The organism is Bacillus sp. FSL R9-9530, from assembly GCF_038008145.1.
Classification (GTDB): domain Bacteria; phylum Bacillota; class Bacilli; order Bacillales; family Bacillaceae_G; genus Bacillus_A; species Bacillus_A mycoides.
This window is the reverse complement of record NZ_JBBOYO010000001.1, coordinates 5,011,488-5,027,371: the sequence shown is the minus strand read 5'-3', so window position 1 is coordinate 5,027,371 and position 15,884 is coordinate 5,011,488. Positions and strand designations below refer to the sequence as shown.

Annotated in this window: 15 protein-coding genes and 2 other annotated features; of the genes, 4 read left to right on the top strand and 11 right to left on the bottom strand. The window is 36.8% G+C overall.

What is annotated here, in order from left to right; all coding sequences use genetic code 11:
• Positions 1–73: 73 nt before the first annotated feature.
• From MKX66_RS25460 to MKX66_RS25450, 3 genes are all read left to right on the top strand, one after another.
• On the top strand, positions 74–2,821 hold the full coding sequence (locus tag MKX66_RS25460) for a S8 family peptidase (protein WP_326996621.1): 2,748 nt from the start codon (positions 74–76) through the stop codon (positions 2,819–2,821).
• A 70-nt stretch (positions 2,822–2,891) separates the two neighbouring features.
• Positions 2,892–3,120 (top strand) — a binding site (T-box leader).
• 51 nt (positions 3,121–3,171) lie between these two features.
• Positions 3,172–3,399: a binding site (T-box leader), on the top strand.
• Positions 3,400–3,561: 162 nt separating this feature from the next.
• A complete protein-coding gene (locus MKX66_RS25455; RefSeq protein ID WP_131246316.1) occupies positions 3,562–5,316 on the top strand; it encodes an aromatic amino acid hydroxylase in 1,755 nt (584 codons plus the stop codon).
• Complete coding sequence (locus tag MKX66_RS25450) at positions 5,297–5,611, top strand: 4a-hydroxytetrahydrobiopterin dehydratase (protein WP_002143198.1); 315 nt, start codon at positions 5,297–5,299, stop codon at positions 5,609–5,611. The genes MKX66_RS25455 and MKX66_RS25450 overlap by 20 nt, the downstream gene beginning before the upstream one ends.
• Positions 5,612–5,627: 16 nt before the next feature.
• On the opposite strand, the gene MKX66_RS25445 is transcribed toward MKX66_RS25450, so the two are convergent.
• Both MKX66_RS25445 and MKX66_RS25440 read right to left on the bottom strand, forming a co-directional pair.
• Positions 5,628–6,485, bottom strand: a complete 858-nt coding sequence (locus tag MKX66_RS25445) for a VOC family protein (protein ID WP_326996623.1) — start codon at positions 6,483–6,485, stop codon at positions 5,628–5,630.
• A gap of 21 nt (positions 6,486–6,506) precedes the next feature.
• The gene (locus MKX66_RS25440; protein WP_002015248.1) at positions 6,507–6,911 is read right to left on the bottom strand and encodes a DoxX family protein; all 405 of its coding nucleotides are present in this window, start codon (positions 6,909–6,911) and stop codon (positions 6,507–6,509) included.
• A 156-nt stretch (positions 6,912–7,067) separates the two neighbouring features.
• Here MKX66_RS25440 and MKX66_RS25435 point away from each other — a divergent pair, with 156 nt between their 5' ends.
• A complete protein-coding gene (locus tag MKX66_RS25435; protein WP_002015249.1) occupies positions 7,068–7,613 on the top strand; it encodes a helix-turn-helix domain-containing protein in 546 nt (181 codons plus the stop codon).
• A gap of 39 nt (positions 7,614–7,652) precedes the next feature.
• Here MKX66_RS25435 and MKX66_RS25430 read toward each other — a convergent pair whose 3' ends face one another.
• The 9 genes from MKX66_RS25430 to adhE form a co-directional block, all read right to left on the bottom strand.
• Positions 7,653–8,030: a MaoC/PaaZ C-terminal domain-containing protein gene (locus MKX66_RS25430; RefSeq protein ID WP_002015250.1), complete on the bottom strand. Its 378-nt coding sequence runs from the start codon at positions 8,028–8,030 to the stop codon at positions 7,653–7,655.
• A 110-nt stretch (positions 8,031–8,140) separates the two neighbouring features.
• Complete coding sequence (locus MKX66_RS25425) at positions 8,141–8,599, bottom strand: GNAT family N-acetyltransferase (RefSeq protein WP_002129190.1); 459 nt, start codon at positions 8,597–8,599, stop codon at positions 8,141–8,143.
• A 58-nt stretch (positions 8,600–8,657) separates the two neighbouring features.
• Positions 8,658–9,185 (bottom strand): GNAT family N-acetyltransferase, encoded by a 528-nt coding sequence (locus tag MKX66_RS25420; protein WP_002015253.1) that lies wholly within the window; start codon positions 9,183–9,185, stop codon positions 8,658–8,660.
• 294 nt (positions 9,186–9,479) lie between these two features.
• Positions 9,480–9,875: an ankyrin repeat domain-containing protein gene (locus MKX66_RS25415; protein ID WP_002129192.1), complete on the bottom strand. Its 396-nt coding sequence runs from the start codon at positions 9,873–9,875 to the stop codon at positions 9,480–9,482.
• Positions 9,842–10,660, bottom strand: a complete 819-nt coding sequence (locus MKX66_RS25410) for an ABC transporter ATP-binding protein (protein ID WP_341087386.1) — start codon at positions 10,658–10,660, stop codon at positions 9,842–9,844. Before MKX66_RS25410 ends, MKX66_RS25415 begins: the two co-directional genes overlap by 34 nt.
• Complete coding sequence (locus tag MKX66_RS25405; protein ID WP_002015259.1) at positions 10,647–11,675, bottom strand: FecCD family ABC transporter permease; 1,029 nt, start codon at positions 11,673–11,675, stop codon at positions 10,647–10,649. The genes MKX66_RS25410 and MKX66_RS25405 overlap by 14 nt, the downstream gene beginning before the upstream one ends.
• A 5-nt stretch (positions 11,676–11,680) precedes the next feature.
• Positions 11,681–12,628 carry an ABC transporter substrate-binding protein gene (locus MKX66_RS25400; RefSeq protein ID WP_002015260.1) on the bottom strand — a complete coding sequence of 316 codons (948 nt, stop codon included), beginning with the start codon at positions 12,626–12,628 and terminating at the stop codon, positions 11,681–11,683.
• A gap of 147 nt (positions 12,629–12,775) precedes the next feature.
• On the bottom strand, positions 12,776–13,012 hold the full coding sequence (locus tag MKX66_RS25395; protein ID WP_002034123.1) for a YrhC family protein: 237 nt from the start codon (positions 13,010–13,012) through the stop codon (positions 12,776–12,778).
• Positions 13,013–13,138: 126 nt separating this feature from the next.
• Positions 13,139–15,742, bottom strand: a complete 2,604-nt coding sequence (adhE, locus tag MKX66_RS25390) for a bifunctional acetaldehyde-CoA/alcohol dehydrogenase (protein ID WP_341087384.1) — start codon at positions 15,740–15,742, stop codon at positions 13,139–13,141.
• Positions 15,743–15,884 lie beyond the last annotated feature (142 nt).

Genomic DNA, 15,884 nt, shown 5'->3' with positions numbered 1-15,884 from the left:
GTTCCTATAATTAACGATAAAAATGCAATATTTATTTTCGGAAAATTAGCACTTTTTATTAGGGGGAGTTTCAATGAAGAAAACCACATCAACACTATTAAGTATGGCGCTCGTCTTTTCGAGCTTTGGAGCATTAAGCGCCCATGCTGAATCACTGCAAAAAGAGAAGCAATTTAGCCCACAGTTAAAAGCAAATATTGAACAATGGGGAGAAAACAAAATCGCGCAAAATGTTGAAACAAAAACATCAAAAGAAATTTCAGTTATTGTAGAATTGCAACATGCTCCACTCGCTTCACAAAGTAACATTCAACATGCTCCGGACCTACAAAATAGCAATGTGCAATCATACCATGCACAACTAAAAAAAGCACAAGAGGATACAACAAAGAAAATAAAAGAAAAAGCACCGAAAGCAACCATAAAAGAAACGTATAGTACGTTATTTTCTGGATTTTCTATTTCTATCCCAGGGGATCAAATTGCCGCTCTAGCTTCTTTACCTGAAGTAAAAGCAATTTATCCGAACTTAACATATAAATTACATGAAACGTCAAAAAGCCTAGCAGATCAAGAAACACCAAACGTTGGAGGCCCTACAGTTGGTGCACCTGAAGCTTGGAATTTAAAAGATCCGACTGGCAAATCCCTTGATGGAAAAGGGATGAAAGTCGCTATTATCGATTCAGGTGTCGACTATACCCATCCTGATTTACAAGCAAATTATATCGGTGGCTATGATACAGTCGATGAGGATAATGATCCGATGGATGGAAACGTTCACGGTACCCATGTTGCAGGAATTATTGCTGGTAACGGAAAAATAAAGGGGATTGCTCCGAATGCTTCTATACTTGCTTACCGTGTCATGAATGATGGTGGTACTGGTACGACCGAAGATATTATTCAAGGTATTGAGCGCGCTATTCAAGATGGTGCCGATGTTTTAAATCTATCTCTTGGTCAAGATTTGAATGTACCTGATCAACCTGTAACAATGACGTTAGAACGCGCAGCAAAACTTGGTGTTACTGCGGTCGTCTCAAATGGAAATGATGGACCAAAACCTTGGTCTGTTGACGCTCCTGGTAACGCAAGTAGTGTCATCTCTGTTGGAGCATCTACTGTTTCTATTCCATTTCCAACATTCCAAGTAGCTGGTTCCAATAAATCTTACCAAGGATTACCGTTATCAAAAGCAGATTTCCAAGTAGGGAACGATGCTCAGCTTGTATATGTTGGCTACGGTAATCCAAGCGATTACGCTAAACAAGATGTGAAAGGGAAGTTCGCCCTTGTTTTACAAGGAACTTCGAGCACGTTAGTAAAAGCAGAACAAGCGAAACAAGCTGGCGCTCTCGGCGTGCTACTAATTTCTAACGAAAAAGAAATTAATCTTATGCCCGAATATTTTGCACGTGAAGATGTAGCTCTTCCAGTTATGCAACTATCAAATACAAATGGCGAAGAGTTAAAAACTTTAATTACAAAACGAAAGAAAAATATAAAAATTGGACAACCAAAGCAAACAGAACTTATTGGTAACTTTAGTTCAAGAGGACCATCTCAAGGTAGTTGGCTTATAAAACCTGATATTGTTGCACCTGGAGTGAAAATTACTAGTACAGTGCCGGGAGGTGGCTATGAATCTCACAACGGGACAAGTATGGCTGCGCCGCAAGTAACAGGAGCTGTTGCCCTACTCCGTCAAATGCACCCTGATTGGACGACAGAACAATTGAAAGCAGCTCTTGCCAATACTGCAAAAACATTAAAGGATGTCAATGAAAATACATATCCTGTTATGGCACAAGGCTCTGGTTTAATTAACATTCCAAAAGCCGCTCAAACAGATGCATTAGTGAAACCTAACAATGTAAGTTTCGGTCTTATTAAACCTAATAGCGGTAAAGTGAAGTTAACACAAAATGTTACGTTACAAAATCTTTCTAACAAAAAGAAAAACTTTTCAACTCGTATTGAATTACTAGATACAAAAACAAAAGTCCAGACTTCTTTCTCTTCTTCTATTAGTATGAAACCTAATAGTAACATCGAAAAGCCTTTTACTATTACTGTAGATAGCTCCTTACCACAAGGTGTATATACAGGAAATCTATATGTAAAAGAGCAAGGGAAGACTGAAGAAATGCGTATTCCATTTACATTTAGCATCGATCCGAAAGAATACAAGCGTATTGATGGCCTTGAAATCGTTAATTCTACTTTCAGTCCAAATAATGACAAAATACTAGATGACAACCTGATCAATTACTATTTAGTTACACCAGTTGAGGATGTAACATTTCACGCTAATTTAATTACGAAAGACCGTGTAGCATATCAAGGCATGATACATCAAGGGAAAAATGAAACACCTGGTTATAAATCTTTCAAATGGAATGGTACGAAAACTGACGGATCTCCTCTACCTGATGGCTTATACCAAATCGAAGCTGTTGCTTCTAACTCTGGTGGAGAAACAAAGCAAACAGGAGCTGTATTTGTCGATCGTACTGCACCGAAGTTATCGTCTGAAGTAGATCAAGAAAACCTCGTAATTAGAGGGAAAGTAGATGATATACTTTTAGATTGGATGACAGAATCTGGATGGGTTGCTCCAGGACATCCAGTAACAATACAATATGAAATTAACGGAAATGGCGTGTGGGAAAGTGCGTTCCTGAACCCTTGGGAGAAAAGTTACGACATTTACTTCGATCGTAACCAATTACAACAAGGAAAAAATATAATTCATATTGTAGCAACCGATGCAGCTGGAAATAAATCTAATTTAAACGTCGATTTAGAAGTGAAATAATAAAATTATTGTTGACAAGCTTTTAAATATAGTTTTATAATACAAAACATAGTTTAGTTGAACGAATTATATATCGGCTTTGAAGGAATACTAGTAGCGACTTATATCCCTGTCTCAGAGAACTGATGGTTGGTGCGAATCAGTACATATACAAGCGTGAATTACAATTCTGGAGCTTCTTTCCCGTAATGCTTTTTATGCATGAAGAGAAAGACGGATCTTTCCGTTATCTTAAAGTAAGTGGTAAACAATTAATTGTTTACAAATAGGGTGGTACCGCGATTTTTATCGTCCCTATCGGATTTTCCGATAGGGGCTTTTTTGCGTCCTTCCCTTTTAAATAACTTCATATATACGCGTTGAAAGAATCGCAGTAGTATCTTGTATCCCTGTTTCAGAGAGCTAATGGTCGGTGGGAATTAGCACATATATAAGTACGAATTACAATTCTGGAGCTTCTTTTTCGTAGTGCTTTTATGCATGAAGGAAAAGACGGAATTTTTCCGTTATCATTAGTTGAGATGTAAGTATATTTTCACTTACAAATAGGGTGGTACCGCGATTTTTTCGCCCCTATCGGATTTTCCGATAGGGGATTTTTCTATTTCTCACGCAAACAGTTGTTAAAGAATTTCGAATGTTATGATAAAATTTTATAAGCGCTTACAATTCTGAAAGGAGGTGGTACAAGCTATACAAAACTGGTATTCATTTTTATAGAGAAAAAGGAGGACGTCTAAATGACAAAGAAAACAGAAATTCCATCACATTTAAAACCATTCGTATCCACACAGCATTATGATCAATACACACCGGTGAATCACGCTGTTTGGCGTTACATTATGAGACAAAACCATAGCTTCTTAAAAGATGTTGCTCATCCATCCTATGTCAACGGACTACAATCATCTGGTATTAATATAGATGCAATTCCAAAAGTAGAAGAAATGAATGACTGTTTAGCACCAAGCGGCTGGGGTGCCGTAACGATTGACGGACTTATTCCCGGCGTCGCATTCTTCGATTTTCAGGGGCATGGATTACTACCAATCGCAACAGATATTCGTAAAGTAGAAAATATCGAGTATACACCCGCTCCTGATATCGTTCATGAAGCTGCAGGCCACGCACCGATTTTGCTTGATTCTACATATGCAAAATATGTGAAACGCTTTGGACAAATTGGAGCGAAAGCTTTCTCCACAAAAGAAGAACATGATGCTTTTGAAGCCGTTCGTACATTAACGATCGTAAAAGAAAGCCCTACTTCTACACCTGAAGAAGTTGCAGTTGCTGAAAATGCTGTAATCGAAAAACAAAACTTAGTTTCTGGTTTATCAGAAGCTGAACAAATTTCACGTTTATTCTGGTGGACAGTGGAATACGGCTTAATCGGCAATATAAATGATCCGAAAATTTACGGTGCTGGTCTCCTTTCCTCTGTCGGTGAAAGTAAGCAGTGCTTAACAAACGCTGTAAAGAAAGTCCCATTCTCAATTGAAGCTTGCACCGGGACAACTTATGATGTAACAAAAATGCAACCACAGCTATTTGTTTGTGAATCATTTGAAGAATTGACTGAGGCCCTTGAGCAGTTCTCTACAACGATGGCATTTAAAACAGGTGGAACAGAAGGATTAGAAAAAGCAATCCGCTCCGAAAATCATGCTACAACTGAGCTAAGTAGTGGATTACAAATTACGGGTACATTTACAGAGACAATTAAAAATGATACTGGTGAAGTTATTTACACACGAACAAGCTCACCAACTGCATTAGCAATTCATAATAAACAACTAGCAAATCATTCTACATCTGTGCACAGCGATGGATTCGGGACACCAATCGGATTACTAGATGGAGATATTGCATTAGAAAATTGTACAGAAGAACAATTACAATCATTAGGCATTACAATTGGAAGCAGTGCAGAGTTTACTTTTGCAAGTGGCATTCATGTAAAAGGAACAGTAACAGACATTGTAAAGAATGATAAAAAAATTGCTCTTATCTCCTTTATAAATTGTGCAGTTACTCATAAAGATCGCTTATTATTTGATCCTTCATGGGGAGCATTTGATATGGCTGTCGGCTCACAAATCACTTCTGTATTCCCAGGAGCGGCAGATGCGGCTGCATTTTTCCCGATGAATGAAGAAGTACAAGAAACGCCTGATCCACTTGTACTGAATAAGCTTGAACGTATGTATCAAACAGTTCGAGATATACGTAACGATAGTATTTTACACGATACTCATACTGATCAATTAATAGCTATTCAAGAAGTATTAAATAAATTTTATCCGAAAGAATGGTTGCTTCGTCTTGAAATTTTAGAATTGCTTTTAGAACATAACAAAGGTCACGAAGCATCAGCAGCATTATTACAACAACTTTCTACTTTCACAACTGAAGAATCTGTAACACGTCTTATTAACAATGGTCTTGCGTTACTGCAGGTAAAGGATGTGAAAAATGATGCTACGATTAACTAATGAAGAAGTACAAGAGGAATTAACAAAGCTGGATAAATGGACAGTGAAAGATGAAAAATGGATTGAAAGAAAATATATGTTTTCCGACTACTTAAAAGGAGTCGAATTTGTCTCTGAAGCCGCCAAACTATCAGAAGAACATAATCACCACCCATTTATCCTTATCCAGTATAAAGCAGTCATTATTACTTTGTCATCATGGAATGCAAAAGGTTTAACGAAACTAGATTTTGACCTTGCAAAGCAATTTGATGACCTATTTTTACAAAATGAAAAAGCTATTATAAGAAAGTGAAAAAAGAGAAGCCTTTTTAGGCTTCTCCTTTCACTTTAAAATGTATACAATGTCCAAACGGATCCTTGGCCTGTAATATTCCATCTTTATACGTAGCAACTACGCCAATATATTTTAAACTTTCACACACTTGCTCTTTTTGTTTTTCATCTGCTAGTACAATTGTGAAATATTTCAAACCAACGGAATTTGGCATTTGTGGTAGTATACCTTCACCCTGCCATGTATTTAAACCGATATGGTGATGATAACCACCTGCTGATACGAACAACGCTCCATTACGAGCTGGAATCGTTACATCAAAACCAAGGCCATCAACATAGAAACGTTTCGCTTCTTCTAAGTCAGCTACATGTAAATGAATGTGCCCCATCACAGTACCAGCCGGGAACCCATTCCATGTACTTCCTTGCTGTAATAATCCTTCGCCGTCTAACGGGTTACTAACAAATGGTAGCTCTCCATTTTCATCATGCCAAACTTCTTTTTGGCGATCATGATAAATTTCAATCCCGTTTCCATCTGGATCAGCTAAATAAAGAGCTTCACTAAAGTAATGGTCAGCCCCACCATGTAATGGGTGTACTCTCTCAACAAAATGACGAAGAATATTTGCTAAGTCTTGTCTGTTTGGTAATAAAATTGCATAGTGATATAAACCAGTTCGACCTCTTTGCTTCGGAAGAGCGTCTTCCTTTTCTTCTATTATGAGAAGTGGCTCATTGTCCTCATTACCAAACGTAACGATTGTACTTTTTTCTTCCAGTACCTTCATACGCAATACTTCTGTATAAAACTCTAGCGATTTCTTTAAATTTGATACATATAAATGAACAACCCCAAGTGTTGTTTCGGGATGAAGTGGAAAGCCCATTTTGTTATACCCCCATTTTAATTAATTCTTCTTTAACATTTTCTCTTTTAAGAAATTATCTACAAAACCATTAGCTTTCGCAACAAATAAGTAAGCACCCATCGCTAATAATGCAAGTTCTAACTCAAATCCAGGATTCTTCCCGTCTCCTAACAAACCAGCTGACCATTTTACTTTCACAATCGCTCCAACCATAACAAGTGCAAATAATAAGCCAATATACCTTACGCCTAAACCTAGAATTAACAATAGACCTCCAACTAATTCAACTGTTGCTACACCGTATGCAAGTCCTCCTGGTAAACCAATGCTTGTAAACCACCCTGCAATATTGTCAATTCCTGATTGGAATTTTGTTAAACCGTGCATAAAGAACGTTACCCCTAACACGATACGAATAATTAAGTTACCAATATGTTGATTCATTTCTTTCTCTCCTTTATAGTTTTGTTATACAAAACTTTTATTTACATTACAAAACATACACTAATTATTTTTATTCGTCAATTCATTTTTCATGAGAAAAAATATTTTTTTTTTGCTATGATACAAATAGTTGTTTACAAAAAGGAGCATGATTTTATGAATATCGGTTCTGCGATTCGTGAAATTCGTCAACGTAGAGGAATTACGATTGCCCAAATTTGTGAAGGAACAGGTCTTTCTAAAGGCTTTATGAGTCAGGTTGAAAACAATAAAACATCACCATCTATCTCAACTTTAGAAATGATCGCTAATTTTTTAAATGTTCCCCTTCCATATTTATTGTTAGAACAAAAAGATCGTTTAAAAATTGTAAAAAAAGAAGAGCGTAAATACAGTGTGTATGGAAAAGATGAACAAAGAATTGAGCATGTTGCGGAGCAAGGTGGTCTCCGCCTATCTCTAGTAGAAATTTCTGCCGGATTCCCGAAAGAAAACTCACCAAATGCTCATGAAGGTGAAGAGTGTCATCTTGTATTACGCGGAAAACTAGAAGTTCAACATGGAGAAGATATTGCGATTGTAGAAGAAGGTGATTCTTTCTCTTGGAATGCATGCGTTCCTCATATTGTTCGCAATATAGGTGAAGAATCTGCATTATTACTTATCTCTAGTCATGCGGAAAATCGAAAACGTGTTTACTAAACGATAAAAAAGAAGCCTGTTTCGTAACAGGCTTCTTTTTTATTCCCTTATAATTCCATAACTCGTCCCAACTAGTACGGTCTTTTCATGTTGATTGCGATAAACTGACTCAATTGAAACTTTTTTATATCCTTCCATTTGCTCAATATTTGTTAAAGTTAATTCACAAGTAACCGTATCCCCTGTAAAAACTGGTCTAATAAACTCACTTACTAATTCCCTCGCTATGTAATGTAACTCTTCGCCTACTTTCGTCCCAATGCTAGCAGTCAATAAACCATGGACCATTAATCGTCCATTCTCATCATATTCCATATGATGTCTACCTTTATCGCCTGTAATATTTGCAAATTCAAAAACTTCTTCCTCGGTAAATCTTCTTTCGTATTTAAATATATCCCCAACTTTTACATTCATTTTTATCCCCCGTTTAATAAACTGAATTTTCTTTTATTTTATCACAAAATGAGTCTCAGTTCAGTTTATATTATTAAAATAGCAATCCTTTTTCTTTATTACCTTATAAGTTATCGATGCCCTTCCTCTTTTGCCACTTGATACCCATAGTACGCACATGTTCCATTTCTTGATAACTCTCTTACTTCAAAATCACAACTTCTATAAAAATCAAAATTGTTAGCGGACGTATGCGCAAACCAATCGCCATGCGGAAGCTTTTGTAAACAAAGAGCTACAAGTTTCTTACCTAACCCTTTCCCCCTATACTCACACTTCACAACTAAATTTACTATGTTAGCAACCATGATTTGATCAGAAATAACTCTAACCATCGCGACCATTTCTTCTTCATCCCAAATTGTGAAAGCCCATGTTGAATTTTCAAATGCAATCGTAAACTTTTCAATTTGCCAAGAAGGGATATTATCATTACTCCAGCCAGCATCTTCAAATAATGTCTTAATCGCATATGCTGGCACTCCATTCGTTCCTTCACGAATAATTAGTCCATTATGATAAATATACATGTAATCCCTCCCTTTATTTTTTATATACCATTCTCCAAAAAATGCAATTCACCTTTTTTCATCCAACCCGCTTAATGGAATAAACGAGAACATCCATCTCATGAAATGAAGTTGTTTTCTCATAACTAAGCCCTGTTTTTCTAGCAACAAATATTGAAGCTGGGTGGTTCGGATTAATAAGTGAAATTAATTTATTCATTTGTAATGCTTGAAAACCATAGTCTCGAAATGCCGCCGCAGCCTCTTTCGCATACCCTTTCCCCCAATACTTAGGAAGTAGCCAATAGCCAATCTCAATTTCCTCTTTTCCATCTACCTTCTGCTTGACAAGTCCTGCATGACCAATTCTTATCCCTGTTTCCTTTTCAATCATTACAAATAAACCGAGACCATTTTTATAATTTGGAAGTACCCTCTCCTCCAAACTTTTTTTACATTGCATAAATGTTTTTAACGTTCCATTTCCAATATAGCGCATTACCTTCTCATCCCCCCATAAAGAAGCATAAAATGGTAAATCATCCATTGTATATTTGCGAAATTGTAAGCGATCTGTATGGAACACTCTTTTATTCACTCCCATCATTTTGAACCTCATTACATAACAACATATTTCAAACTACGTAAGTGTTGAATAATTCATATCAAGAAAGTTACCAAAAAGAAAGAAAATTCAATCTTATAAAAGTGTATTATATCAAAAAAAAGCAGTAGACAAAAGAGTGTCTACTGCATCCATATCATAACTAGTATAAAGAAAACTACAATTGAGGGGGTGTAGGATTTTCAAATATACTAGATACTTATCCCGTTCTAACGGGCGGTAAACCTTCCAATCCTTTGAGTGGAAAGTTTACCGCACATAAGAACTTTGCGGTCATTAAGAAAGCACTGTTAAGTACTCAAATACACGCTGAGCTTTTTCTCCACCCATTCGTGCATGTTGAAGAAGAGAGATGCCATGTGGGCCAGATGCACGTAATGCTTCTGGTTGTGCTACTAAAATGGCTTGTACGACTTCAAGTTCACCCAGCATAGCTGCTGCAAAAATATCCATCCGAGCTCCCTTTTCCAGTAAATAAAGAGCAATATCTTTACGGCCTACATGGGCCGCTGCTCCTAAGGCACTTTCCCAATCTGAGCCACCCCAATTATAAGAAGCATGAAGTAAGCTCGGTGATTCGGCCAAAAGCTCCTGTACTCTTTCTAGATCTCCGTGAGCTGCCATAACAAATTCCCTTACTAACTCAGTGGTAATACGCTCGTCTGTTTGCATCTCTCTTCTCCCTTTTCACAAATTCGTTTCGGTGTAAAAAATGGCTTGTCACTCCCTTGGAATATATCAACTTCAATTCCAAATACACGCTGAAACATTTGATGACATAGTACTTCTTCTGGTACGCCATCATACTGAATCTTCCCTTGTTTTAATACGAGTAAACGATCGCTATATTGAGCCGCTTGATTAATATCATGTAAAACCATTACAATCGTCATACCAAACTCTTCGTTTAATCGTTTAACAAGTTCCATTACTTCTAACTGATGGACGATATCTAAAAAGGTTGTTGGTTCATCTAATAGTAAGACATTTGTGCGTTGTGCAAGCGTCATTGCAATCCAAGCACGTTGCCTTTCTCCTCCTGATAAGGATTGTAAAAGACGATATTCATACCCTTCAAGCTTTGTAACAGACAATGCCCAATCAACAATTTCTTCATCTTCTTTATTTAAGCGACTACTCCATGATTTATGAGGACCTCTTCCGAACTCTATTAGTTCTTTCACTGTTAAATCTAATTGATGATCGTGCATTTGTGGTAACATCGCTAATCGCTTCGCTACATCTGCACTCTTCATCGTATAAATATTTTCCCCATCTAAAATGATGTCTCCTTCGCTTTGTTTAAGTAGCCGTGCTATTAAACGAAGCAAAGTAGATTTCCCCGATCCATTCGGACCGATTAAACTAACGATTTCTCCAGCTTTAATATGTACATTCATATTTTGCATTTGAAATCTTTCAGAATGTGCGTAAAACACTTTGTTAACGGAAATCACGTTGTTTTCCTCCTCTATGGATTAAATATAAGAAGAACGGACCACCTAAGAAGGACAATAAAATACCAACAGGCAATTCGATTGGATCGAACCAACTTCGAGCTATCGCATCCGCAAAAACAAGTAATATCCCACCGCCAAGGCATGATAATGGCAGTAAATATTTATAGTCATTTCCAACTAATAAACGTAACATATGCGGTACAACAAGACCGACAAATCCAATAAGACCAGAAACACTAACTGCTATTCCAGCTAACATTGTACTTACTACTATTAAATAAAACCGACTTCTTTCCACGTTATATCCTAATAATTTTGCCATTTCATCCCCAAGCATTAATACTCGAATATGTTTAATACCGAAGAAAGCTAATATAATAGCGAATATCGCATAGTAAATAATCATATTTAAATGTGCCCAACTAACACCACCAATACCACCAGCTAACCACGGTAAAACTGATTGTACTTTGTCGCTATGTAATAACATTAGCGCTGAAGTCGCTGCACCAATTAAGGCGTTTATTGAAACACCTACTAATACAATTCGTGAAGGTGGCGCCCCCTTTTGCCATGATAGTGCGTAAATGACCATTGCTGTAATAAAAGCTCCTAAAAACGCTCCTAGTGGTAAGAATGCCATATGTTGAGGAAATAAAATCATGATTATAATTGCTACAAGACCTGCTCCTGATGAAACTCCGATAATTCCAGGATCTGCAAGAGGATTTCTCATAACCCCTTGCAATAATGCTCCTGATGCAGCTAAACACGTTCCTACTATAAAACCAACGAGCACTCTCGGTATACGAAGATCCCATACAATTCGATGAACTGTCGAACCTTCATCTTGTATACCTTCTATAATGTCTCGTAAAGAAAAAGATAAGCTCCCTGCAAAAAGGCCATAAAAAAGACCTAGAACAGTTAATACGACTAAAGTAACTGTTATTATCCACCTTTTTCTCGCAAAAGGATGTTCCTTTTCTCTTACTATTTCACTACTCTCCATACTTATCATTTCCTTACATCTTGTATACTTTTATACATAAAGTCCATCGCTTCTGTAACTTTCGTCCCAGGATTTGATCCAAATAAATCTGGTGGTAAAATAACTACACGATTTTGTTTTACTGCATCTAAATTTTTCCATGCTTCATTTTTCATCATTTCGCCTTCAAATGCTTTTTTCACACTATTGGGATCTCCATGTGTAATTAAATAAATCACATCTGGATTTGCTTCAATAATACGTTCTACACTTAGCTGTGCATATTGCGGATACTCTTTCATTTCTGGAAAACTAGCTGCGATATTTTTCCCGCCTGTTTTTTCTAAAATATCCCCTGATAGAGATGTTGGTAATGCTGCTAAATAAGTGCCTGGTGCTCCATAAACTAGCAACGCTTTAACATCACTCTTTTTCTCATATTTCTTCATTTGATCATTAATTTTTTGGTTAAGCTCTTTTGCTTTATCTTCTTTCTTCATTACTGTTCCATACATTTCAATACCCTTTTGAATATCTTTTACAGAGTTGGCTGAAGAAATGATTACTTTTGTTCCTTGTCCTTCGACCGTTGGAATGTTCTTTTGGAATCCATTGTTAGCAACAAGTACATCCGGTTTTAAACTAGCAATTTGCTCAAAATTCGGTTGATGTGCATTCCCGATTACTTGTGCTTTCTTTAATTCCTCTGGGAGAGTTAATTTTGTATCAGGACGACCTACTATTTTTCCACCTAAAGCATGAATAATATCCATGTCTCCCATACTCAACGTAGCAAAACTTTCAGGAACTTTATTGAATGTTATCTTTCTGTCTGAGAGATCGGTAATTTCGATTTTGTCTGTTCCTTTGTCTGTTTTTGTTGCGGATGCTTTTTCGTTTTCTTTTGCACTGCAACCTATTAATAAGAAAAAAATAGATAAGATCGCTGTGAACAGCGTAATAGATTTGTTCATTCTTTCACCTCTAATTGATAATAATAATCATTAACTACTATTCTACTTTAATTGATAAGGATTATCATTGTCAATATGAAACGCATACATTTTCTACAAAAATGAAAAAACGCTACAAAAAGATTTCTTCTTTTCGTAGCGCCCTATTTAACAATTTTCTTCATATTCGCTCTCCTCTAATTGATCACGCATCGTTCTAACACGCTTAAAGAAGAAAAAAGCAAGAACTAAAAATACAATAATACTCCCCATCATAACAAAAGACTGTACCATACTTTTTATTCCACTTGGAATTAATAAACCGATCATTAAAAATGTACTTATAGCTAAAAGTACTTGTGCAAACCGGGTATAATCTGCTATTTTTTCTTGTAATTCTTTCATCTGCTTATCACTCCCATCCTCACTTTATCACATTCTATCAAGCTTAAAGACAAGTAAATAGAACCAATCTGGGAGATGTTTTCCAAAGTAAAAAAGAGCCACTTACTCGCGGCTCTTTTTTATCTATTATACGCCTTTATATGCTTCCATATAGATTTCTTTCAGCTCTGAAATGAGCGGTAATTTTGGATTAGCTGTTGTACATTGATCTTCAAAAGCTCTTTCTGCTAATAATCCAACAACCCCTTCAAATTGGTCTTTGGCCACTCCTTGTCCTGCAATACTCATATTTATATTTAAGCTTTTTCCAAGCTCAATAATTGCTTGGATGAGTGATTCCACACCTTCCGCTGTTGAGCTTGCTGGAAGCCCGAGCATTCTCGCAATATGTGCATAGCGTTCATCAGCCACAAAGTGCTCATATTTTGGGAACAATGCGTGTTTTCTTGGCTTAATAGCATTGTAGCGAACTACGTGCGGCATAAGAATTGCATTCGCACGTCCATGCGGAATATGGAATTCCGGTCCAATTTTATGCGCTAAACTATGATTAATACCTAGGAAAGCATTTGCAAATGCCATCCCTGCGATTGCGGAAGCATTATGCATTTTTTCTCGTGCTTCTTCATCATTTCCATTTTTATATGCTCTCGGTAAATATTTAAATACGAGATCAATTGCTTTTAATGCTAAACCATCAGTATAGTCATTTGCCAGAACAGACACATACGCTTCAATTGCATGTGTTAATACGTCCATACCAGTATCTGCCGTCACATGAGGTGGTACTGTCATTACAAATTGCGGATCAACAATCGCTACATCTGGTGTTAATTCATAATCCGCAAGCGGGTATTTAATATTATTTTTCTTATCTGTAATAACCGCAAATGGCGTCACTTCTGATCCCGTCCCTGATGTTGTTGGAATGGCAACAAATTGTGCTTTATTTCCCAAGTTCGGATACTTACATGTACGTTTTCTTATATCCAAAAACTTCTGTTTTATTCCATAGAATGTCGTTTCTGGGTGCTCATAGAATAACCACATCCCTTTTGCTGCATCCATAGCTGAACCGCCACCAAGCGCGATAATTACATCTGGTTTAAAGCTTTTCATCATGTCCGCACCTTTAAATACAGTTTCATCTGATGGATCTGGCTCAACTTCAAAGAAAACTTCAACTTTCACATCATTTGCATGCTTACGTAAATAGTGCGTAACTGTATCTACATAACCGTGCTCAACCATCCCTGGATCCGTTACAATAAATGCGCGGGAAATGTTAGGCATGTTTGCTAAATATGCTGTCGCATGTTTTTCAAAATAAATTTTGGGTGGTAATTTGAACCACTGCATATTCTTTTTTCTATTTGCCAACCTTTTTATATTTAATAAATGAGTCGCCGTTACGTTTTGAGAAACTGAGTTTTTCCCGTAGGAGCCACAACCAAGCGTAAGTGATGGAATAAATCCATTATATATATCACCAATTCCACCTTGTGATGAAGGTGCATTTACAATGAGACGGCAGGCTTTCATACGTAACCCAAATTGTTTTTGTACTTCTTTATTTGTAGAATGGATAACCGCTGAATGCCCTAGGCCACCAAGCTCTAACATTTCTTCGCAATATGTAAATCCTTCTTCTAATGAATTTGCTTTTACACAAGCTAACACTGGGCTCAGTTTCTCACGAGATAGTGGATACGCTGCTCCGATGCCTTTAATTTCAGCTACAAGCATTTTTGTATGTTCAGGTACAGTAATTCCTACTAATTCAGCAATATACTGTGCTGATTTCCCAACAATATCACTATTTACTGCACATGTATTTTCATTAATAACAAGCTTTTCTAATTTCTTTCTCTCTTCCTCTGTTACAAAATAACAATTATTTGCAATCATTTCTGCTTTAACATCATTATAGATTTCCTTATCTACAATGATGGCTTGTTCTGACGCACAAATCATACCGTTATCAAATGTTTTCGATAAAATCAAATCATTAACAGCACGTTTTACATGTGCCGATTTCTCTATATAACATGGTACATTACCTGGCCCTACACCTAGCGCGGGTTTACCAGTAGAATAAGCCGATTTCACCATACCAGCCCCTCCAGTTGCTAGAACGAGTGCGACACCATCATGGTTCATTAATTGTTTCGTTGCTTCCACAGAAGGTCTTTCAATCCATTGAATACAATGCTTTGGTGCACCAGCTTTCACTGCTGCATCATATACTGTTTTTGCCGCTGCAACGGAACAGTTTTGTGCAGAAGGATGAAATGCGAAAATAATTGGATTTCTCGTTTTTATCGCGATTAATGCTTTAAACATTGTTGTCGATGTTGGGTTCGTTACTGGCGTTACCCCAGCTACTACACCGACAGGTTCTGCGATTTCTATTATTTCTTCATGAGGATCTTCATGAATAATTCCTACCGTTTTATCTTGCTTTATACTATGCCAAATATATTCAGTGGCAAAAATATTTTTAATGCATTTATCTTCATATACGCCACGGCCCGTTTCTTCAACAGCCAACTTCGCAAGCGGCATATGTTGATCGACACCCGCAAGCGCCATTTCATGAACAATGTTGTCAATTTGCTCTTGTGTAAAACTTTCTAATGCTTGTAAAGCTTTTTGACCGTTATCTACTAACGTATCAATCATCTCTTTTACCTCTTGCATTTCATTTACAACTTTCTCTTTGACTACCATGTAAATTTCCTCCTATTCTGCTATCTTGGACTTCATAAGTCCCTATAGGTCATAAAAAGTCCCGATTAGCGTAAAAAAATAGAGTTACCTTCCTACATGAATCTCATTGTTTGTGAAACATTTCACAAGTTTATTCGTGAAT

Bases quoted from the DNA above. Each gene is read 5' to 3' on its own strand.
- MKX66_RS25450 (WP_002143198.1), top strand. From the start codon at position 5,297: ATGATGCTACGATTAACTAATGAAGAAGTACAAGAGGAATTAACAAAG.
- MKX66_RS25445 (WP_326996623.1), bottom strand. From the start codon at position 6,485: ATGGGCTTTCCACTTCATCCCGAAACAACACTTGGGGTTGTTCATTTA.
- MKX66_RS25430 (WP_002015250.1), bottom strand. From the start codon at position 8,030: ATGAATGTAAAAGTTGGGGATATATTTAAATACGAAAGAAGATTTACC.
- MKX66_RS25420 (WP_002015253.1), bottom strand. From the start codon at position 9,185: ATGATGGGAGTGAATAAAAGAGTGTTCCATACAGATCGCTTACAATTT.
- MKX66_RS25400 (WP_002015260.1), bottom strand. From the start codon at position 12,628: ATGAACAAATCTATTACGCTGTTCACAGCGATCTTATCTATTTTTTTC.
- MKX66_RS25425 (WP_002129190.1), bottom strand. From the start codon at position 8,599: ATGTATATTTATCATAATGGACTAATTATTCGTGAAGGAACGAATGGA.
- MKX66_RS25405 (WP_002015259.1), bottom strand. From the start codon at position 11,675: ATGGAGAGTAGTGAAATAGTAAGAGAAAAGGAACATCCTTTTGCGAGA.
- MKX66_RS25460 (WP_326996621.1), top strand. From the start codon at position 74: ATGAAGAAAACCACATCAACACTATTAAGTATGGCGCTCGTCTTTTCG.
- MKX66_RS25435 (WP_002015249.1), top strand. From the start codon at position 7,068: ATGAATATCGGTTCTGCGATTCGTGAAATTCGTCAACGTAGAGGAATT.
- MKX66_RS25395 (WP_002034123.1), bottom strand. From the start codon at position 13,012: ATGAAAGAATTACAAGAAAAAATAGCAGATTATACCCGGTTTGCACAA.
- adhE (WP_341087384.1), bottom strand. From the start codon at position 15,742: ATGGTAGTCAAAGAGAAAGTTGTAAATGAAATGCAAGAGGTAAAAGAG.
- MKX66_RS25415 (WP_002129192.1), bottom strand. From the start codon at position 9,875: ATGCAAACAGACGAGCGTATTACCACTGAGTTAGTAAGGGAATTTGTT.
- MKX66_RS25440 (WP_002015248.1), bottom strand. From the start codon at position 6,911: ATGAATCAACATATTGGTAACTTAATTATTCGTATCGTGTTAGGGGTA.
- MKX66_RS25455 (WP_131246316.1), top strand. From the start codon at position 3,562: ATGACAAAGAAAACAGAAATTCCATCACATTTAAAACCATTCGTATCC.